The 17,563-nt window shown below is 73.5% G+C and carries 13 protein-coding genes; 1 reads left to right on the top strand and 12 read right to left on the bottom strand.

The genetic code is table 11. The annotated features are described in order from the left end of the window. Window positions 1–102 precede the first annotated feature (102 nt). From ACFZP7_RS29945 to ACFZP7_RS29925, 5 genes are read right to left on the bottom strand one after another with little or no spacing between them, the layout of a single operon-like run. Window positions 103–3,312 (bottom strand): BTAD domain-containing putative transcriptional regulator, encoded by a 3,210-nt coding sequence (locus tag ACFZP7_RS29945; protein ID WP_385636997.1) that lies wholly within the window; start codon window positions 3,310–3,312, stop codon window positions 103–105. A 4-nt stretch (window positions 3,313–3,316) separates the two neighbouring features. Further along, window positions 3,317–4,732 (bottom strand): methylaspartate mutase, encoded by a 1,416-nt coding sequence (locus ACFZP7_RS29940; RefSeq protein ID WP_136236616.1) that lies wholly within the window; start codon window positions 4,730–4,732, stop codon window positions 3,317–3,319. Further along, the gene (locus ACFZP7_RS29935) at window positions 4,729–5,259 is read right to left on the bottom strand and encodes a cobalamin B12-binding domain-containing protein (RefSeq protein ID WP_385636994.1); all 531 of its coding nucleotides are present in this window, start codon (window positions 5,257–5,259) and stop codon (window positions 4,729–4,731) included. Before ACFZP7_RS29935 ends, ACFZP7_RS29940 begins: the two co-directional genes overlap by 4 nt. Continuing rightward, the gene (locus ACFZP7_RS29930) at window positions 5,256–6,581 is read right to left on the bottom strand and encodes a type III PLP-dependent enzyme (RefSeq protein ID WP_385636991.1); all 1,326 of its coding nucleotides are present in this window, start codon (window positions 6,579–6,581) and stop codon (window positions 5,256–5,258) included. The genes ACFZP7_RS29935 and ACFZP7_RS29930 overlap by 4 nt, the downstream gene beginning before the upstream one ends. After that, a complete protein-coding gene (locus tag ACFZP7_RS29925) occupies window positions 6,578–8,125 on the bottom strand; it encodes an AMP-binding protein (protein ID WP_385636989.1) in 1,548 nt (515 codons plus the stop codon). The genes ACFZP7_RS29930 and ACFZP7_RS29925 overlap by 4 nt, the downstream gene beginning before the upstream one ends. Before the next feature lie 181 nt (window positions 8,126–8,306). On the opposite strand from ACFZP7_RS29925, the gene ACFZP7_RS29920 reads away from it, so the two are divergent. Then, window positions 8,307–8,555: an acyl carrier protein gene (locus ACFZP7_RS29920; RefSeq protein WP_355513549.1), complete on the top strand. Its 249-nt coding sequence runs from the start codon at window positions 8,307–8,309 to the stop codon at window positions 8,553–8,555. Window positions 8,556–8,626: 71 nt separating this feature from the next. Here the strand turns inward: ACFZP7_RS29920 and ACFZP7_RS29915 are convergent, their stop codons facing one another. From ACFZP7_RS29915 to ACFZP7_RS29885, 7 genes are all read right to left on the bottom strand, one after another. Then, window positions 8,627–9,568, bottom strand: a complete 942-nt coding sequence (locus tag ACFZP7_RS29915) for a proline iminopeptidase-family hydrolase (RefSeq protein ID WP_127432170.1) — start codon at window positions 9,566–9,568, stop codon at window positions 8,627–8,629. Between the two features lie 163 nt (window positions 9,569–9,731). Further along, entirely contained in the window at window positions 9,732–12,539 is a 2,808-nt protein-coding gene (locus ACFZP7_RS29910) for an AAA family ATPase (protein ID WP_385636986.1), read from the bottom strand. A 321-nt stretch (window positions 12,540–12,860) separates the two neighbouring features. Further along, a complete protein-coding gene (locus tag ACFZP7_RS29905; protein WP_385636983.1) occupies window positions 12,861–13,583 on the bottom strand; it encodes a class I SAM-dependent methyltransferase in 723 nt (240 codons plus the stop codon). A gap of 157 nt (window positions 13,584–13,740) precedes the next feature. Then, on the bottom strand, window positions 13,741–14,361 hold the full coding sequence (locus ACFZP7_RS29900) for a dihydrofolate reductase family protein (RefSeq protein WP_385636981.1): 621 nt from the start codon (window positions 14,359–14,361) through the stop codon (window positions 13,741–13,743). Window positions 14,362–14,449: 88 nt separating this feature from the next. Next, window positions 14,450–15,481 carry an ABC transporter substrate-binding protein gene (locus tag ACFZP7_RS29895; protein WP_385636978.1) on the bottom strand — a complete coding sequence of 344 codons (1,032 nt, stop codon included), beginning with the start codon at window positions 15,479–15,481 and terminating at the stop codon, window positions 14,450–14,452. A 197-nt stretch (window positions 15,482–15,678) separates the two neighbouring features. Continuing rightward, window positions 15,679–16,452: an ABC transporter ATP-binding protein gene (locus tag ACFZP7_RS29890; protein WP_175438139.1), complete on the bottom strand. Its 774-nt coding sequence runs from the start codon at window positions 16,450–16,452 to the stop codon at window positions 15,679–15,681. After that, on the bottom strand, window positions 16,452–17,555 hold the full coding sequence (locus tag ACFZP7_RS29885; protein ID WP_062133154.1) for an iron ABC transporter permease: 1,104 nt from the start codon (window positions 17,553–17,555) through the stop codon (window positions 16,452–16,454). The genes ACFZP7_RS29890 and ACFZP7_RS29885 overlap by 1 nt, the downstream gene beginning before the upstream one ends. Window positions 17,556–17,563: the final 8 nt, after the last annotated feature.

Raw genomic sequence — 17,563 nt, 5'->3', positions numbered from 1 at the left:
GCCGCCGCGGCCGTCCCCCGTTCCGCGCGCGGCGGCACCCGCTCGCCCCGGACCACTCCCCTGTGGTCCGGGGTTCGGCTCTGCTCCGGGGGGCGCGGGCGGTCAGGCGCGGCCGAGGAAGGCGAGGGCCTCCTCGCCGGTCATGGCACGTCCGCGGCGGTACGCCGCCTCGTAGGCGTCCGGGGAGAGCAGTTCCCGCGCGCGCCTCATGGTCCGTGCCACGTCGGGGTCCTGGTCCAGCGAGATGCCGCGCAGGCCCGCGCCCAGCCCCAGCAGCAGCGCCGCGCTCTCGGGGTCGCCCTCGAGCAGCACCACCCCGGCCAGGGCCTCCACGGCTCCGGCCGCGCCCGCGAGGTTGCGGCTGCCGATCATCACGTTCAGTGCCCGCTGGTGCCATTCCCGGGCCCGGGCCGTGTCGTCCTCGGCCTCGGCGATCCGGCCGAGCGCCACGAACACCCGGGCCCGCAGCTCCTCCACGGCGAACCATCCGGTGGCACAGCCCGCGAGCGCCGCCTCCATCAGCCGGCGTGCCTCGGTGAGGTCTCCGCTGAGCCGGGCGATCTCCCCCAGTCCCCACTCCACGGCGGCGGGCAGGGCGGGAGCCCCGGCCTCCCGGGCGGTGCGCGCCGCGCGCTCGTAGGCGGTGCGGGCCGCGGCGAAGTCCCCGGCCCTCACCAGTCCGTCGGCCTTGCGGCAGAGCAGGTCGGCCAGGTCCTCGACCGCGCCGAGTTGTCCGGCCGACTCCAGTGCCTCGTCGTACAGGGCCATGGAGCGCTGCCCCTCTCCCCGCCACCCGGCCAGCATGGCCAGTTCGGCGAGGCACAGCGCCATGCCCCAGCGGTCGCCGGTGGAGCGGAAACCGGCCAGGGAGTCCTCGAACTGGCGGGCCGCCTCGTCCACCTCGCCGCCGAACAGGGCCATGTGCCCCCTGCCGAGCCGGGTCAGCGCGTCGGACCACGGGTCGGGGCGCCGGGGGCCGCCGGTCAGGGCGGAGGGCCGCGGCGCGCCGGTGCCCATGCCCCACAGGACCGTCAGGAAGGGGTGGCGCGGCGGCCATTCCAGCTCCGCCATGATCTCCTCGGCGGGCTGCCAGTACGGCTGGAGGGTGAAGCCGCCGCCCGCGCCGTCCTCGCCGCCGGCCGCCGCGTTGAGGACGCACAGCACGTACTCCTCCTCCAGGCCCTGCGGCGGTGCGGTGCCGACCTTGCGCAGCAGTTCGGCGGCGGCCACCGCGCCGTGGCCGCGCAGGCCGCGCAGCCACCAGTAGCCGGTGAGGGCCGCGATGAGCCGGAATGCGGTGTCCTGGTCGGTGCGGACCGCCCGGTGCAGCGCGGCCTGGAGGTTGGCGTCCTCGGCGGCCAGCCGGGCGAGCCAGTCCAGCTGGTCGGCGCTGCGCAGGTACGGCTCCGCGGTGCGGGCCAGGTCCAGGAAGTACTCGGTGAACCGGCCGTGGACCTCTTCCTCCTCGCCGGCTTTGGCCAGCCGTTCGGCGCAGAAGGCGCGGACGGTGCCCAGCATCCGGTAGCGGCCTCCGTCGCCCTCGATCAGGGACTTGTCGGCGAGGCCGGTCAGCCGCTCGACGGCTTCGGCGTCGGACAGTTCGCAGACCCGGCCGGCCGCGTCGAGCGTGAAGCCGCCCGCGAAGACGGTGAGCCGGCGGGCGAGCCGCTGCTCGTCCTCCTCCAGCAGGTCCCAGCTCCAGCCGACCACGGCGCGCAGCGTCTGGTGCCGGGGCGAGGCGGTCCGGCTGCCTTGGCTGAGCAGCCGGAAACGGTCGTCGAGGCGGGCGGCGACCTCGTCCACGGGCAGGGACCGCAGCCGGGCGGCCGCCAGCTCGATGGCCAGGGGCAGGCCGTCCAGTGCGCGGCAGACCCGCACCACGGAGGCGACGGTGGCGGCGTCGACGGTGAAGTCGGGCCGTACGGCCGTGGCGCGGTCGGCGAAGAGCCGCACCGCGGGGTACTCCAGGGCCTCGGCCGCGCTGACCCCCTCCGGCGGGGCGGCCAGCGGCGGTACGGGGCACAGGACCTCTCCGGTGATGCCCAGCGCCTCGCGGCTGGTGGCCAGGACCCTGATCCGGGGGCAGGAGGTGAGCAGGCGGAAGACGAGGCGGGCCACCTCCTCCACCATGTGCTCGCAGTTGTCCAGCACCAGCAGGAGGTCGGTGTCGGACAGGGCGGCGACGAGGCGTTCGACGGTGTCCGGGGGCTGGCTCTGGCGGCCGCCGGCGTTGAGCACGCCCTCGCGGACGCCGAAGGCGTTGAGCACCTGGCGGGGCAGGTCCCCGCCGTCGCGCAGCCCGCCGAGGTCCACGAAGGCGACACCGCCGGGGTCGCGGCCGGCGGCCTCGATGGCGAGGCGGGTCTTCCCGGAGCCGCCGGAGCCGACGACGGTGACCAGGCGGGCGCCGCCACCGCGGTCCAGCGGGCCGAGGAGCCGGGAGACCCGTTCGAGTTCGTCGCGGCGGCCGACGAAGGTGGTGAGCTGGGCGGGCGGCCCGGTCCGCCCGACGGTGGCGGGCTCCGGCGCGGCGGGGGCGGGAGCGGGGGTGGCGCGGGTGGCGGGGGGCAGCTCGCCGCGGAGCACGGCCAGATGCACGGCGGCCAGTTCCTCGGAGGGGTCGTTGCCCAGCTCCTCGGCGAGGGTACGGCGGGCGTCCTCGTAGACGGCCAGGGCGTCGGCGCGGCGTCCGGAGCCGTAGAGCGCCCGCATCAGCTGGCCGCGGGGCCGTTCGCGCAGCGGGTGGGCGGCGACGAGCTGCTGGAGTTCGGCGACGAGTTCCCGGTGTCCGCCGAGGGCGAGTTCGGCCTCGGCCCGGTCCTCGGCGGCGGCGAGCCGGAGGTCCTGCAGACGGTGGGCGCGGGCGCGGGCGGTGGCGGCCTCGCCGAGTTCCACGGGCACGGGGCCCTGCCAGAGGTCGAGGGCCTGGCGGAGGGTGGCCGCGGCGGCGGCGTGGTCACCGGCGGCGAGCTGCCGGTGGCCCTCGGCGGCCAGGCGCTCGAAGCGGTGGGCGTCCACGCTGTCGGGGTCGACGGCCAGCCGGTATCCGAGCGGGTGGGACTCGACCAGTTCGTGCGGCGCCGCGCCCCGCAGGTCGCGGCGGAGCCGGGAGACCTGGGACTGCAGGGCGTTGAGGGCGTCGCCGGGCGGATGGTCGCCGTAGAGGCCCTCGATGAGGGAGTCGACGGTGACGGGCCGGCCGGCCTCCAGGGCGAGGAGGACCAGCAGGGACCGGGCTCGCGGGCCGCGGACGGCCACCGAGCTTCCGTCGTCACGACGCACCACGAACTCGCCCAGCACCCCGAACCACATGGCGTCAATTATGGCTTACCGGGGAGCCGCTTCCGCCCTCGGTGATCTCGGTGGACTCCGCTGCCGTGCGGGCCGCGGCGGGGAGCGCGCCGCCGGCCGTGTCGTAGCGGCGCTGCACGTGGTGCAGGTCGGCGAGGAGGCCGGCGGAGTCGACCCGGTGCCGGGCGGTCGAGCGGGTGGCGGAGCGGCCGAGCGGGAGCGCTCCGGTGTGGGCCCAGCGGAGCCGGCCGTCGCCGTCGATGAAGCTCCGGGTGCGGCCTCGGTTGTCCGGGTGCAGGCACCAGGGGACGTCGAGGTAGCCGCGCGCGAACGCCTTCGCCATGGCGACGCCGGGATCGGGGTGCAGGTCGAGCACGGCGTGCACCAGGGCGGCGGCCTCCTGGTAGGTCTCGCTGTCCGCGGCGGCCGTATCCGCCCGGGCGGGCGGCACGGACCCCGGCACGGTGGTCCGCGCGGAGCGGGCGGCGGCCTCCAGCGCGGCGACGTTCTCCTCGATGGTGGGGATGCGCCGGGACTCCGCGACCGTCTTGACGATCAGCCGCTCGGCGCCGGTGTCCACGGCCAGCCGGGCGGCGTCGGAGAGCAGGCCGTAGGCGCCGTGCTCGGTGACCGGGTACAGCCCCATGTAGGCGTAGATCACCACGTGCCAGGTGGGGACGGGCAGGAGTTCCCGGCACAGCCGCCGCAGCGCGGCCACCGCTTCCCGGTCCTGCGCCGGGTGGGTCTGCTGGGCGTAGCTGACGGAGACGTCGCGCACCCCGTGCCGGTGGAAGAACAGGGCCTCCAGCACCGACACCGCCACGAGCAGGCTCGGCGGGCACAACTGGCCGAGCAGGCACCCCCCGAAGGACTCCAGGTGGGGTTCGCCGCCCAGCTCGCGCAGGGCGGCGAAGCGGCGTACGCCCTCGGTCCAGTTGCGCACCGACTCGGCGAGGGGGGTGCGGCCGTAGGGCAGGCAGTAGGAGACCGGGCCTCCCTCGCTGGCGTCGAGCCGCTGGTCGATGAGGGTGGCGAAGATGTGCTGCGGGACGGCCGAGCCGTGGCGGACCTGCACCGGGAAGGTGTGGTCGCGGATGCCCGCCAGCATCCGGGCGGTGACGGCGGGGGCGTGGGCGGTGATCGGGTAGCCGTTGAGTTCGCGGCCCTCGGCGAGGGCTTCGGCGAGGGCCTCGCTCTCGCCGAGCCGGGTGTAGCTGTCCAGGGTCACGGTGCCCACGGTGACGGCGCGGGCCGCCTTGGTGGCGGCGAGACCGGCGCGCATCCGGCCGGGGTCGTCGAAGCCCATGCGGGGCTGGACGACGAGACGCCCGGCGCCGCCCTCCCGCCGTACGAAGCTCCCGAAGTCCGCGGCGTCCGTGGCACCGCCGGCCGGGTCCACGAGCGGGCCGGGGCGGGGCACGGGCCGGCCGTCGGGGGTCAAGGCGCGCCCGGGGCTCCGGACCGGGCGCCGGTGAGGGCGGGCGCGGGCCGGGCCGAGTCCAGGTAGCGGCGCAGGTCGTCCTCCTGGCCGTCGTCGAAGACGGCGTCGAAGCCGGCCTCCAGCAGGGCCGCGGCCTGGCGGCCGCGTTCGGCGGCGGAGGCGGAGACCCCGAGCTTGCCGCCGATGACCACCGGGACGGTGGCGAGGTCGGGGTGGCCGCGCAGGGTGCGGGCCAGCCGCAGCCCGTCGACGTGTCCGTGTCCGTTGACGCTGCTGACCACGACCAGTGCGGGGTCGTGGCGCAGGCACTCGGACAGCAGCAGCGAGTCGGGCACACAGGGCCCGAGGTTGATCACCCGGTAGCCGCGCTCCTCGAGGAGGAGTTGGAGGAAGACCAGGTTCCAGGTGTGGGAGTCGGAGGCCACGGTGGTGACGACGACGGTGCCCGCGGTGCCCGAGGTGCCCGACGGGTCGGAGGCGCTGCTCGGCTCGCCGGGGGCGGACCGGGGCCTGGGGAGGTGGGTCACGGGGTGGGCTCCTCGGCTGCGCGGCCGGCGGGGGCCGGGGCTCCGGCGGTGTCCGGGGCGTCGGCGGCCTCCAGCGGCACGCGCCGGTAGTCGATGCGGGTGGCCGAGACGATGTCCGGGCCGCGCAGGGCGACCTCGGCGGGCGCGGGCCTGCCGAGGAACGCCAGCAGGCTCGCCGTGGGGCCGTAGGCGCCGGTGTTGGGCACCGTGACCACGTCGTCGTCCCGCAGGGCGGGGACGGGCAGGTCGCGGCTGAGGACGTCGCCGGGCGTGCAGAGCGGTCCGACCAGGCGGGCGGGGGCCGTGGGGGCGTCGGCGGGGGCGGTGGTGGCGGCGGGCTCGACGTGGGTGGGCAGGAGCCGGCCCAGGCCGGACATGCCGCCGAAGACGTTGATGCCGCCGTCGAGGATCACGTGGGTGCGTCCGCGTCCCGTCTTGACGTTGGTGACGCCCAGCAGCAGGGTGCCGGCGCAGGCGGTGAGATAGCGGCCCGATTCGAAGGCGATCACGGGGCTGCCGGTGCGCCAGCGGGGCAGGGCGGCGTCGAGCATGGCCTCCAGCTCTCCGCGCAGGGCGGGGTAGCTGTCGCGGGTGCCGGGCGTCCCGTACGGGGCGGCGAAGCCGCCGCCGAGGTCGAGCAGTTCCAGCGGAAGGTCCAGGTCGTCGGCGAGGCGGACGGCGGCGGCCACGGTGTGCCGGAACTCGGCGACCAGGTTCTCCTCGTCCTTGGCGTTGCTGAGCGGGAAGAAGTGCAGGCCGGTGAGCCGGACGCCCTCGACACGGCGCAGTTCGGGCAGGTCGTCGGGCAGGCTCTCGGCGTCGAAGCCGAACTGGCTGGGCCGCCCGGTCATGCGGATGCCGGTGGTGGCACCGCCGGTGTCGGTGTTGACGGCGTTGACCCGCAGGACGCACGCGGCGGTCACCCGGCGCGCGGCGGCGGCCCGGCCGACCCGGCGTACGTCGCCGACGGAGTCGGTGGAGAAGGTGCGCACCCCGAGGTCGAGCGCGTGGCCGATCTCGGTGGTCGTCTTGCCGGGCCCGGTGTACAGGCAGTGGGCGGGGTCGAAGCCGGCGTCCAGGGCGGCGTGCAGCTCACCGGTGGAGCTGATCTCGGCGCGGCACCTGCCGTCGTCGCCGCGCAGGGTGCGGGCCACGTCGGGGTGCGGGTTGGCCTTGAGCGCGTAGTACAGGACGACCCCGTCGGGCAGGGCGTCCAGCAGTTCGGCGCGGGCGGCGGCGACCTCGTCGAGGTCGTACACGTAGAGCGGCGTGCCGTAGCGCTCGACGAGCGCGTCGTGCGGGGTCGGTGCCGTGCCGGTCATCGGGCTCCCTCCCGGACGAGCGCGGCCAGTTCGTGCCGGGCGTTCTTGCCGTGCCCGGTGAGCGGCATGCTGGCGACCACCCGGCACAGGGCGGGCACCTTGGCGGGCTCCAGCCGGCCGGCCAGGGCGCGCAGCACGGCGTGGCCCTCGAGGTCGTCGGCCTCCACCACGAGGGCCAGGTCGGTGCCGTCGGCGGGCGGGACCACGGCCGCGGCCCGCACCCCGGGGACGTCCATCGCGGCGGCCTCGATCTCGACGGTGCTCATCCGGATGCCCTTGCGCTTGAACATGTCGTCGCGGCGGCCCTCGAAGTAGAGGTAGCCGTCCTCGTCCCGGCTGCCGTAGTCGCCGGTGTGCAGGCGCAGTTCGCCGGTGTCCGGGTCCCGGCGGAAGGAGCGCGCGGTCTGCTCGGGGTCGCGCCAGTAGCCCGGCATCACGTGCGGTCCGCTGACCACGATCTCGCCGATGCCGCCCGGGGGCAGCTCGCGGCCGTCCTCGTCGAGGATCAGGACCCGGGTGCCGGGCAGGGGAAGCCCCACCGAGTCGGGCCTGCTGTCGTCCTGGGAGGGCGGCATGACGGAGATCCGCTTGCATTCGGTCTGCCCGAACTGGCGGACCACCCGCACGCCGGGGAACAGGTCCCGCAGGGCCCGGATGGTGGGGGCCGGCAGGGCGGCCCCGGTGTTGGTGAACATCCGCACCGGCGGCAGCGCGTCGGGGTCGCGGCGGGCCAGGGACACGATCATCTGGGCCAGGGAGGGGACGATGGGCACCACCGTGGCGCCGGTCTGCCGCATCCGGTTGAGCAGGGTCAGGTCCGACTCCTCGTCGGCGAGGACCAGTTCGCCCCGGCCCAGACAGGTCAGCAGCACCTTGTAGAGGCCGTAGTCCCAGGACAGGGGGAAGCGGCAGAAGACGACGTCGTCGGCGCGGTAGCCGAGCGCGTCCACGATGGCCCGGGAGGCGAAGGTCACCTGGGCGTGCGGGCAGATCACGGCCTTGGGCGCGGCGGTGGACCCCGAGGTGTAGATCAGTACGGCGAGGTCGTCGGGGCCGACGGTGACCGGCGGGGCGGCCTCGCCCCGTTCGGCGAGGTCGGTGACGGCGGGCCAGAGGTCGGCGAGGTCGTGGACCGGGGCGGGGGTCACCTCCCGCAGCCGCGGCGTGGTCGGCCCCGAGCCGATCACCAGCGCCGGATCGGCGTTGGCGAGGACGGACTGGAGGTGGAAGGGCTTCATGCCGGGGTTGAGCGGCACGAAGACCACGCCGCGGGAGACCGCGCCGTAGAACATGGCGACCAGGTCGCGCCGGCTGGGCGCCTGCACGACCAGGCGGTCGCCGGGACGCAGCCCCCGGGCGTCGAGCCAGGCGCCGAAGGCGCGGCTCGTGCGGTGCAGTTCCCGGTACGTCCAGCCGCCGGCCGCGTCGCGGACGGCGGGGCCGTCGGGCACGGCGCGCGCGGCCTCGTCCAGCAACTCGTGTACCAGAAACGGCTTCGTCGCCGGGGAATCCGGGGCGGTTCCTGAAACCGCGAGTTCCGTCATGGTCTCTCCGATTCGCATCCGCGCGTATTCGCACCGCATTGTTTCCGCTGCTCCGGAACAGTAAGGAAGGACAGGCGGCCGAAACACCCCTAGGCGACCCCTGAGGGCGGTGATAAGGGTTGTCACCGCCGGCGTTCGGGACTGCGATGGGAGCAAGCCATTTCTCGGATGCGGAGACACCATGTGGGACGAGAAGTTCGAAGCGATCGTGCGCCGTCATCTGCCGTTCCTGGGCCATGACGAGGAGCTGACGCCGGACACCGCGCTGCGGGACCTGGGTCTGGACTCGCTGGCCACGGTGGAGCTGCTGAGCGACCTGGAGGGCGCCTACGGCCTGCGGTTCGTCGACGAGGCGCTGACCCTGGCGACGTTCGCCACGCCCGAGCGGCTGTGGCTGACCCTCCACGAGCTCGACGCGTCGGCCGCCTGAGGCACGACCTGAACGAGAACCGGGCCGGGACCCCTGGGGTCCCGGCCCGGTTCTCGTTCAGGTCGTGGCGGTCATCGGTCCCCGTGCCGGGCCGGCGGCACCGAAACACTTTCCAGGAATTTCCCGAGTACGTCCCGGAAACGTTCGGGCTCCTCCAGGTGCGGCTGGTGACTGGACTCCTCGAACAATTCCCAGCGGACGTCGGGAATGTGCTCGGCGTAGGGGCGCACCGTCTCCGGTGTGGCCTCGTCGTGACGGCCCGAGATGAGCAGGGTGGGGGCCTGGATGGCGGAGCAGTATTCCACCACCGACCAGTCCTTGAGGGTGCCGATCACATGGAACTCGTTGGGCCCGTTCATGGTCTCGTAGACCGTGGGGTCGTTGGCGATCTCGTAGAACGAGGCCATGAACTCGCGCGGCCACGGCCGCAGCCGGCACACATGGCGGGAGTAGAAGACCTTGACGGCCTCCCGGTACTCCTCGCTGTCGGTGGTGCCGGCCTCCTCGTGGCGCCGCAGGGTCTCGTCGGTGCCGGGCGGGAGCTGGGCCCGCAGCACCTTCATCTCCCGCAGCCACAGCGGGTAGGAGGCCGGGGAGTTGGCGATGACCAGGCCCCGCAGCCCGGCGGGGCGCTCCGCGGCGTGCCGGGCGGACAGCAGTCCTCCCCAGGAGTGGCCGAAGAGCACGTAGTTCTCGGCGATGCCCAGGCCGTTCAGGAGGTTGGCCAGTTCGTCCCGGAAGAGCTGCACGGTCCAGAAGTCCGGGCCCTTGTCCGGCAGGTGGGTGGAGCCGCCGTTGCCGAGCTGGTCGTAGTGGACGACGGGCCAGCCGTCCTCGGCCAGTTCGGCGATCCGCAGCAGGTAGTCGTGGGTGGAGCCGGGGCCCCCGTGGACGACGACCAGGGCGGGGCGGCCGCTGCCCAGGTCGCCGGTGACCCGGTACCAGGTCTGCCACTCGCCGAAGGACAGCGTGCCCTTGGCGCTGGGGGCGGCGAGGCCGGGAGCGGTTGCCATGGTCGATCACCTCTGCAGTGGGTGGCTTGGCCGGGGCGTCGGACCGCGCGGCGGCGGCTCTTCCCGGGGCTCCTGGGACGCTACGCACCGGCCGGGGCGGCGGCCAACCCCTAACCGGCGCCCCGGCCCCCTACCCCGGCCGGCCGTGCGCCGGCGTGTCCGGTCAGGCGCCCGGCGCGCAGTGCTCGGGCACTCCCGCGCCGACCCCGGCCTTCGTGGCGAGGCAGGCCCGCAGGTCCGCGCGTCCGGACAGGCGGAGCTTGCGGTACACGCGGGTGAGGTGCTGTTCCACGGTGCTGACGGTGATGAACAGCTTTCCGGAGATCTCCCGGTTGGTCTCACCGGCCGCGGCGAGTTCCGCCACGCGCAGTTCCGCCTCGCTGAGCATGGCGGTGTTCAGCCGCTGGCGGGGCATCACCGGGGTCTCCTCGCCGGCGGTGACGGCGCTCTCCGGCAGCAGGGTCCGGGCCAGGCGCTCGGCGCCGCAGCGCACGGCGCTGTGCCAGGCCTGCTGACCGGTGACGCGTGCCCTCGCGGTGTCGTCGGCCTCCTGGTGGGCGCGGCTGAGGTCGGTGAGGATCAGGAAGTGCTCGTAGCGGTCGCGTCCGCCGGCGACCAGTTCGGCCGCGTCGGTGAGCACTTCGCGGCGGCGGCTGCGGTCCACCAGTCGCGCGTACACGCGCAGGTGCGCGGCGCGTACGTGGGAGTGACGGCCGCGGGCCTGGTTCAGCTCGCTCTCGGTCAGGCGGCGGGCCTCGCTCCGGTCGCCGAGGGCGAGGGCGGCCTCGGCCTGGCCCAGCCGCCAGGGGGCGAGGACGGGCGGGGCCAGGCCCCAGGCGCGCACGCGCTCCTCGCAGGACCGGAAGTCCCGCAGGGCCGCGGCGTACTGGCCGACGGCCAGGTGGTGACGGCCCCGGGCCTGCAGATAGTGCAGGCCGTAGAGCGTCTGGTACATCTCCGGGTGCACGCTCCAGGACAGGTGTTCCCCGGCGCGTTCGGTGTTGCCCCGGGCGGTGTGCACGGCGACGAGGACGCTCAGGGGCAGTCCGAGCGCGACTCCCCAGGCGCGCGGTGCCATGTGGGTGAGGGCGCGCTCGGCCAGTTGCTGCGCCGCCGGCAGGTCGCCGCGGCGCCGGGCGATCTCCGCGCAGACGGCCTGGTGCACACCGCGGGCCAGCGGGGTGGCCAGTTGCTCGGCGTCCTGGACGGCCCGGGCGGCCCAGCGCTCGGCGGTCACCAGTTCACCCGCGTAGAGGAGCGACTGGAGGACCGAGCCGGCGGTGTCGCCGGTCAGTCGCCGGTCGGCCAGCACCTCCTGGGCGGTGGCGGGGACGTTGGCGTGGCCCGTCTCGCACAGGGCGAGGGAGAGCGAGGTGAGGGGGCGCAGCGAGTCCGAGGAGGTTTCCAGGAGCCGGTTCAGCAGCTGTTCGTCGGCCCGGCGGATCCGGTCCAGCAGGCCGGGGTGGCTGAGCCGGGCCCAGTCCAGGAAGGTCTGGATCTCGGTGCGGAGGGGGCCGTCGGCGCAGCGGTCGGCGACGTCCAGCAGCATGGTCACGGCGTCCTCGACGTGCCCGTGCCACAGGAAGATCGTCAGCAGGGTGAGCGTCTCGGCGTCCGGGACGTGGCCCTTCTGCTGCAGCTCGAAGCACTCCTGGAAGTGCTTGGTGACCCGGGCCGGGTTCTGTCGCCATCCGACGCGCAGGAACTCGCTGACGACCAGGCCCCGCTCCTCGTCGGTGAGGGCGCCGCGCAGGGCCAGCCGGAGGCATTTGAGGGCGAAGTCCCAGTCGTTGTGGCCGGCCGCTTCCCGGGCCGACTCGCGCAGCACGGCGACGGTCCAGGGCTCGGCAACGATGTCGGCGGCGATCAGGTGGCGGGCCACCCGCAGGGCGCTGTGCCCGTCCGCGTCCAGCAGGGCGGCCGCCGCCAGGCGCAGTTCCCGCAGGTCGTGGAAGTCCGGGTCGGTGAGGAGGACCTGGGCGACGCCCGGGTGCCGGAAACGGAGTCCGTCCAGCACGCCGGCCGCCTCCAGGTCCTGCAGATGCCGGGTGACGTCCTCGGGGGTGCTGCGCAGCAGTTGGCACAGCAGGTCCAGACCGGCGGCGGGGCCGAGCAGGGCCATGCCGCGGGCCACGGCCATGGCCTGCGGGCCGCTGCGGTGCAGGGAGGTGAAGACGGCCAGCGCCGAGACCTTGCCGGGCGCGAGCGTGCCGCCCCTGGCCGTCTCGGGGCCGGCCTCGTCGGTGAACCGGGTGGAGGACCATTCCTGGATGAGGGCCCGCAGCGCCAGCGGATTTCCCCCGCTGTAGCGGTAGTAGTCGGCGGCGGACCGCTCGGCCACCTCGGAGCCCAGGCTGTCCGCCACGACCTCGGCGACGGCGAGGCGGGACAGCGGGCGCAGACGCACCCGCCGGTAGTGCGGAGCGCGCAGCAACTCCGCGTGGAACAGCGGCATTTGCTCGTAGGAACAGTCGGATGCCACGAGCACCATCATGATCCGGGCGGTGCGGCAGGCCCGGACCAGGTGGAGGATGCCGTCGAGCGAGTCGGCGTCGGCGTGGTGCAGGTCGTCGATCACGACGAGCAGGGGCTGCCGGTGCGCGTACCTGGCGATCTCCTCGGCGGCCCGCAGCGGGTTCTCCGCGGCGGTGCCGCCCGCGAGCGCATACGCGCCGTCGGGATTCTCGGGCTTTTCACCGGCGAATGTTCCGGCACTTCGCCCCGGTTCCCTCCGCAGGCTCTCGGCGAGCTGCTCGAATAATCCCCGGCGCCCCTGACCGCCGGGCACACACATGCGTGCTCGCAGGACTTCGAGATCGTCTTCTTCCGCAATCTCGGCGAGAGAATGCGTCAATTCTGTTTTGCCTACGGCGGCGGGTCCGGTGATGACGGCCACGCCACCCCGTCCGCTGTGGACACACCGTATGAGTTCACTCAGTTCGGAAATAGTGCGTGCACGTTCGACCAGCATTTCTCTCCCGTGGTCCCCCTGTTGACCGCGAGTTTCCCCTGTCGTGACACAACTCGCACTCGCGGTCAAACTACCCGGTCATCCGCGCTTATCGATTTACGCACGCGCCGGCACTCCGTGCCGACCGGCGATAAACACCCCCGCACTGCGATGACACATCGTGATGCTCTACCAATCGCAAGCGTTTCGTCAAGGATCTGCAAAGAGGATTAACGCGTCCGACATCGGTGTTCACCGGACTCCGCCCGCGGCCGGGCGCGCCTCTCCCACGGGCGGGCCCGGCGGCCGGGTCCGTCCGTCACGGAACGGGAGAAGGGCGGGTCAGCCGCTCCGCGTCCCGGTTCGGTCGACGGCCACGAAGACTCCGCGATCCGCCCTCCCGGCCGGCAGCAGCGACGCCTCGAAACCCGCCCGGGCGAAGGCGTCCAGGTACTCCTCCAGGGAGTACAGGGCGAGGTCCTGGTGGTCGACGAAGTGGCGCACACCGCCCGGTTCGGAGACCAGGTAGTGCATGTCCACGAGGGAGCGGTCGCCCTCGGTGCGCCACTGTCCCATCCGGGAAATGGTCACCCCCTCGTGCTCGACGGTGGCGTGCGCCAGAATCCCGCCGTTCCACTTCTCCCGGAGGATCCAGGGTTCGACGACGAGCACCCCGCCCGGAGCGACGTGGGCCGCCATGCGCGCGACCGCCGCCCGCAGTTCGTCGGGGCCGCCCAGATATCCGACCGAGCTGTACATGGAACACACGACGTCGAAAGTCCGGCCGAGGTCGAAATCACGCATGTCGGCCTGGTGAACCGCGATGTCACCGAGCTTTCGGCGGGCCACCCGGACCATGGATTCCGAGAGATCGACGCCGGTCACCGAGAACTGTTTGGCGAGGTATCTCAAATGCTCGCCCGTGCCACACCCCACGTCCAACAGACTCTCGGGGTTTTCTACATGCCGCCGGGCCAGATCCCCGATCAGTTCGGCATGGTCGGCATAGTCGTAGAGGGCACAGTAGACGCGATCGTACACATCGGCGAACTGGTCGTCATACAAGCTTGCTCACCCTGTCTCACTGAGAACACGGAGAAGCCCGCGCGTGCACCGGCCGTTTTCGCCAGCTTCCCCCGAAGCGCAACCGCCTAAGCTACTGGCGAGTTTCCTCACCTATAATAAGACTATCACGGGAGTCTCAAGCTGTCACATTGTCAACTTAATTTGAGTCAACAGTGCTTGGGGCGTCGTCGGCCACGGAACCGCCCCCGGCACCGCGCACCACGCGATAGCCGAGGTAGACGGCTTTTCGCCCGAAGGTGCGGGTCTCGACGAGTTCGAGGTCCACCCTCCGTTCGTCCCGGGGGAAGAAGGGGACGCCGCCGCCGACCAGCACCGGGTGGACCATGGTCCGGTACTCGTCGATCAGTCCTTCCGAGGCCGCCCGGGCGGCGAGGGTCGCGCCGCCGATCGCGATGTCGCCCTCCCCCGGTTCGGCCCGCGACCGCTCGATCTCCTCCGTCAGACTGCCGGAGGCCAGGCGGGTGTTGGTGCCCCTCACCTCCGTGAGCGTGGTGGAGAACACCACCTTCGGGAGCGCCTTCCAGAGCGCGGTCCACTCCCGCGTGTCCTCGTCGAGCGACGGGTCCTGGTCGGCGGTCTCCCAGTACAGCATCGTCTCGTACAGCCGTCGTCCCAGCAGGTGCACGCCCGCCCGCCGGATGTCGTCGATCCAGAACCGGAAGATCTCCTCGTCGGGCGCCGTCCAGTCGAACCGGCCGTCCGGACCGACGACGTATCCGTCGAGGGAGACGCTCATCGAGTAGGTGACACTGCGCATCGGGGATCGATCCTCCTCCATCGGCATGCGTCGACCGTACGTCGGCCGCGCGCCCCGGAGGCCGAGGGGCGCGCCGGACCCGCCCGGTTCACGAGCCGGGACGCCTCAGCTCCTCGGCGAGAAGGCCGACGGCCGCGGGGTTGCGCGGGCTCTCGACGAGGTCGACGTAGTCGAGGACGACGATCCGGCCGTTCCTGACGGCGGAGACGTTCGCGAGGGGCGGGTAGGACTCGAGGAACCTCCGCTTCTGTTCGGCGGTGGTGTCCCCGTAGTCGTTGATGACGATGACCTCGGGGTCCCGGGCGACGACCGTCTCCCATCCCACGGTGGTCCAGCTGTCCTCGAGGTCCTTCATGACGTGGTCGCCGCCGGCCTTGGTGATGATGTCGTGCGGGCCGGCGTAGGCGCCGGAGGTGAGCGGCTTGTCCTCGCCGCTGTCGTAGAGGAACACCCGGGGCCGGTCGGCGCCCCGCGGCGCCCTCGCCTGTGCCTCGGCCACCTGCTCGCGGAACGAGGTGACGAGAGCGTCGGCGCGGTCCTCGACGTCGAAGATCTTCCCCAGGTTCCGCAGGTCCGTGTAGAGGGCGTCGAGCGGGGCCATCACGCCGCGGGCCTTGCCCTGTCCGTTGCGGCAGGACTCGCTGAGCAGGTAGGAGTCGACACCCACCCGCCGCAGCGCGTCGGGGGTGAACCCCTCCCCCTCGCTGAAGCCGTAGTTCCAGCCCGCGAAGACCAGATCCGCCCGGGCGTCCAGCACCAGTTCCTTGTTGATGCGCCCCTTGGAGAGCCACTCGGTCTTGCGGTAACCGTCCTTCCACGGCACGCCGGTGAGGTCGCCCTTGTCGTCGGGCATGACGTAGCCGGCCATGTGGTCCTCCAGGCCGAGGGCGAACATGATCTCGGTGATGCCCACGTCGTTGGTGACCACGCGCCGCGGTGCGCTCTCGAAGGTCCTCCGCTCTCCGCAGTTCTCGACGGTGACCGGGTAGTGGCCGTCGGACGTGCGGGCGCCGCCGGCTCCCTCCCCCGTGTCCGGGGAGACCTCGGCCCCGCAGCCGGTGGCGGCGAGGGTGAGGACCAGGGTGAGGGCGAGGGCGGCGGGGCGTGCGGGGATCGGCATGGTGGGGTGACTCCTTGGTGGTCGGGCCGGGAGAACGGGGGTTGCCGGGGCGGAAGAACGGGGACTGCCGGGGCGGGAGAGCGGGGACTGCCGGGTCGGGGAAACGAGGGTTGCCGGGGCGGGAGAACCGGGCTGCCGGGCCGGGAGGGAGGCGCGGCCGGCCCGGCAGGCGAGGGCTTCGGCCGGGAAGGCGCGGGCTACCGGCCCGGAAGACGGTCGAAGAGCAGTTGGAGGGCGCCCGTCTCCGGGTGGCGGACGCGGTGGGCCCGGACGCCGAAGACCTCGGCCAGCAGGGCGGGCGTCAGGACGTCGTGCGGAGCGCCCGAGGCGACGATCCGGCCGCCGTCGACGACGTGGAGGAGGTCGCAGTGGAGCGCGGCGAGGTTGAGGTCGTGCAGCGCGGTGAGCACGGTCGGGCCGCCGGCCCGCACCAGGGCCAGGATGTCCAACTGCTGGGCGATGTCGAGGTGGTTGGTGGGTTCGTCCAGGACGAGGACCCGGGGCTGCTGGGCCAGGGCCCGGGCGAGCAGGACCCGCTGCCTCTCGCCGCCGGAGAGCGTGAGGAGGCCGCGGTCGGCGAGGTGGGCGGCGCCGACTCCCTCCAGCGCGGCGGCACAGGCGCGGCGGTCCTCGTCGGTCTCCCGCGCGACGGCTCGCTGGTGCGGCAGTCTGCCCATGGCCACGACCTCGGCCACCGTGAAGTCGAAATCGGCGGCCGCGTCCTGCGGAAGGGCCGCGAGACGGCGTGCGCCCTCGCGCGGGTGCAGGGCCCACAGGTCGTCGCCGCCCAGCCGTACCGCGCCGGCGGTGGGGCGCAGCGCCCGGTAGACGCACCGCAGCAGGGTCGACTTGCCGCTCCCGTTGGGGCCGACGAGTCCGACGAACTGGCCGCTGCCCGCCCGGAGCGACACGTCCTCCACCAGCCGCGTGCCCGAGATCTCCACCGTGACCGCGTCGAGTTCGACCCGCATCACACGCCTCCGAAGGTGTAGGTGCGGCGCCGCATGAGCAGGACGAAGCAGGGCACGCCGATCGCGGCCGTCAGTACGCCCAGCGGCAGTTCGGCGGGGGCGAGCACCACCCGCGACAGGATGTCCACCCAGATCAGCAGCACGGCTCCGGCCAGGGGCGCGACGGCCAGCACCTTGCGGTGGTCGGCTCCGACCAGCATCCGGGCGGCGTGCGGGACCATCAGGCCGACGAAGCCGATCGCCCCGCTGACCGCGACCACCGTCCCGGTGACGGCGGCGGCGGTGACGAAGAGTTCCTTGCGCAGCCGGCCGGCGTCCACCCCCAGCGCGGCGGCGGTCTCGTCGCCCATCGCGAGGGCGTTCAGTCGCCGCGCCGACCACCCGAGGTGGACGAGCCCGCCGAGCACCGCGCCCGCGGCGATCGGCACCGACGACCAGCTCGCCCCGCCCAGACTGCCGAGCAGCCACATCATGGCGGACCGGGCCGCCTCACCGTGCTCGGCGGCGAACACCATGAACGTGGTGACGGCCGAGAAGCCGTAGTACAGCGCGGTGCCGGTCAGCACGAGCCGCAGCGGGGTCAGCCCGCGCGGTGTCCGGGCGACGGCGTACACCAGCGCCATGGCCGCGAGGGCGGAGACGAACGCGGCGGTGGACAGCGCCCACAGCCCGAGTGCGCCGAAGGCGCCGAAGATGAGCACCGCGTTGGCTCCGACGGCCGCGCCGGAGGAGATGCCGAGGACGAAGGGGTCCGCGAGCGCGTTGCGGACCATGGCCTGGACCGCGACGCCGACGGAGGCCAGTCCCGCCCCGACGACCGCGGCGAGCACGGCCCGCGGGAAGCGGAGTTCCCAGACGATGACGTAGGAGGGGACCTCGTCCGGGGTCAGGGAGCCACCGGTCAGGCCCGCCCAGAGGTAGTGCAGCGTCTCGCCCCACGAGAGTCCCGACGCCCCGATGCCCGCCGCGCAGGCCAGAGAGACGGGGAGGGCGGCGCACAGGCCGGCCACCAGCAGGGGCAGGGGGACGCGCCGGGCGGGTGGGGGCCCGCTGTCGGTGCTGCGGCGCGGGGTGGTGGGCAAGGGGTCGCGGAGCGTGGCCACCGGCGGTT

It is taken from the genome of Streptomyces sp. SudanB5_2050, assembly GCF_964272335.1.
Lineage (GTDB): Bacteria > Actinomycetota > Actinomycetes > Streptomycetales > Streptomycetaceae > Streptomyces > Streptomyces rochei.
This window is presented reverse-complemented; position numbering and strand designations above follow the sequence as displayed.

Excerpts from the sequence above, each read along its gene's own strand:
- ACFZP7_RS29890 (WP_175438139.1), bottom strand. The coding sequence starts at position 16,452 with ATGCGGGTCGAACTCGACGCGGTCACGGTGGAGATCTCGGGCACGCGG.
- ACFZP7_RS29930 (WP_385636991.1), bottom strand. The coding sequence starts at position 6,581 with ATGACCGGCACGGCACCGACCCCGCACGACGCGCTCGTCGAGCGCTAC.
- ACFZP7_RS29895 (WP_385636978.1), bottom strand. The coding sequence starts at position 15,481 with ATGCCGATCCCCGCACGCCCCGCCGCCCTCGCCCTCACCCTGGTCCTC.
- ACFZP7_RS29900 (WP_385636981.1), bottom strand. The coding sequence starts at position 14,361 with ATGCGCAGTGTCACCTACTCGATGAGCGTCTCCCTCGACGGATACGTC.
- ACFZP7_RS29915 (WP_127432170.1), bottom strand. The coding sequence starts at position 9,568 with ATGGCAACCGCTCCCGGCCTCGCCGCCCCCAGCGCCAAGGGCACGCTG.
- ACFZP7_RS29945 (WP_385636997.1), bottom strand. The coding sequence starts at position 3,312 with ATGTGGTTCGGGGTGCTGGGCGAGTTCGTGGTGCGTCGTGACGACGGA.
- ACFZP7_RS29920 (WP_355513549.1), top strand. The coding sequence starts at position 8,307 with ATGTGGGACGAGAAGTTCGAAGCGATCGTGCGCCGTCATCTGCCGTTC.
- ACFZP7_RS29910 (WP_385636986.1), bottom strand. The coding sequence starts at position 12,539 with ATGCTGGTCGAACGTGCACGCACTATTTCCGAACTGAGTGAACTCATA.
- ACFZP7_RS29925 (WP_385636989.1), bottom strand. The coding sequence starts at position 8,125 with ATGACGGAACTCGCGGTTTCAGGAACCGCCCCGGATTCCCCGGCGACG.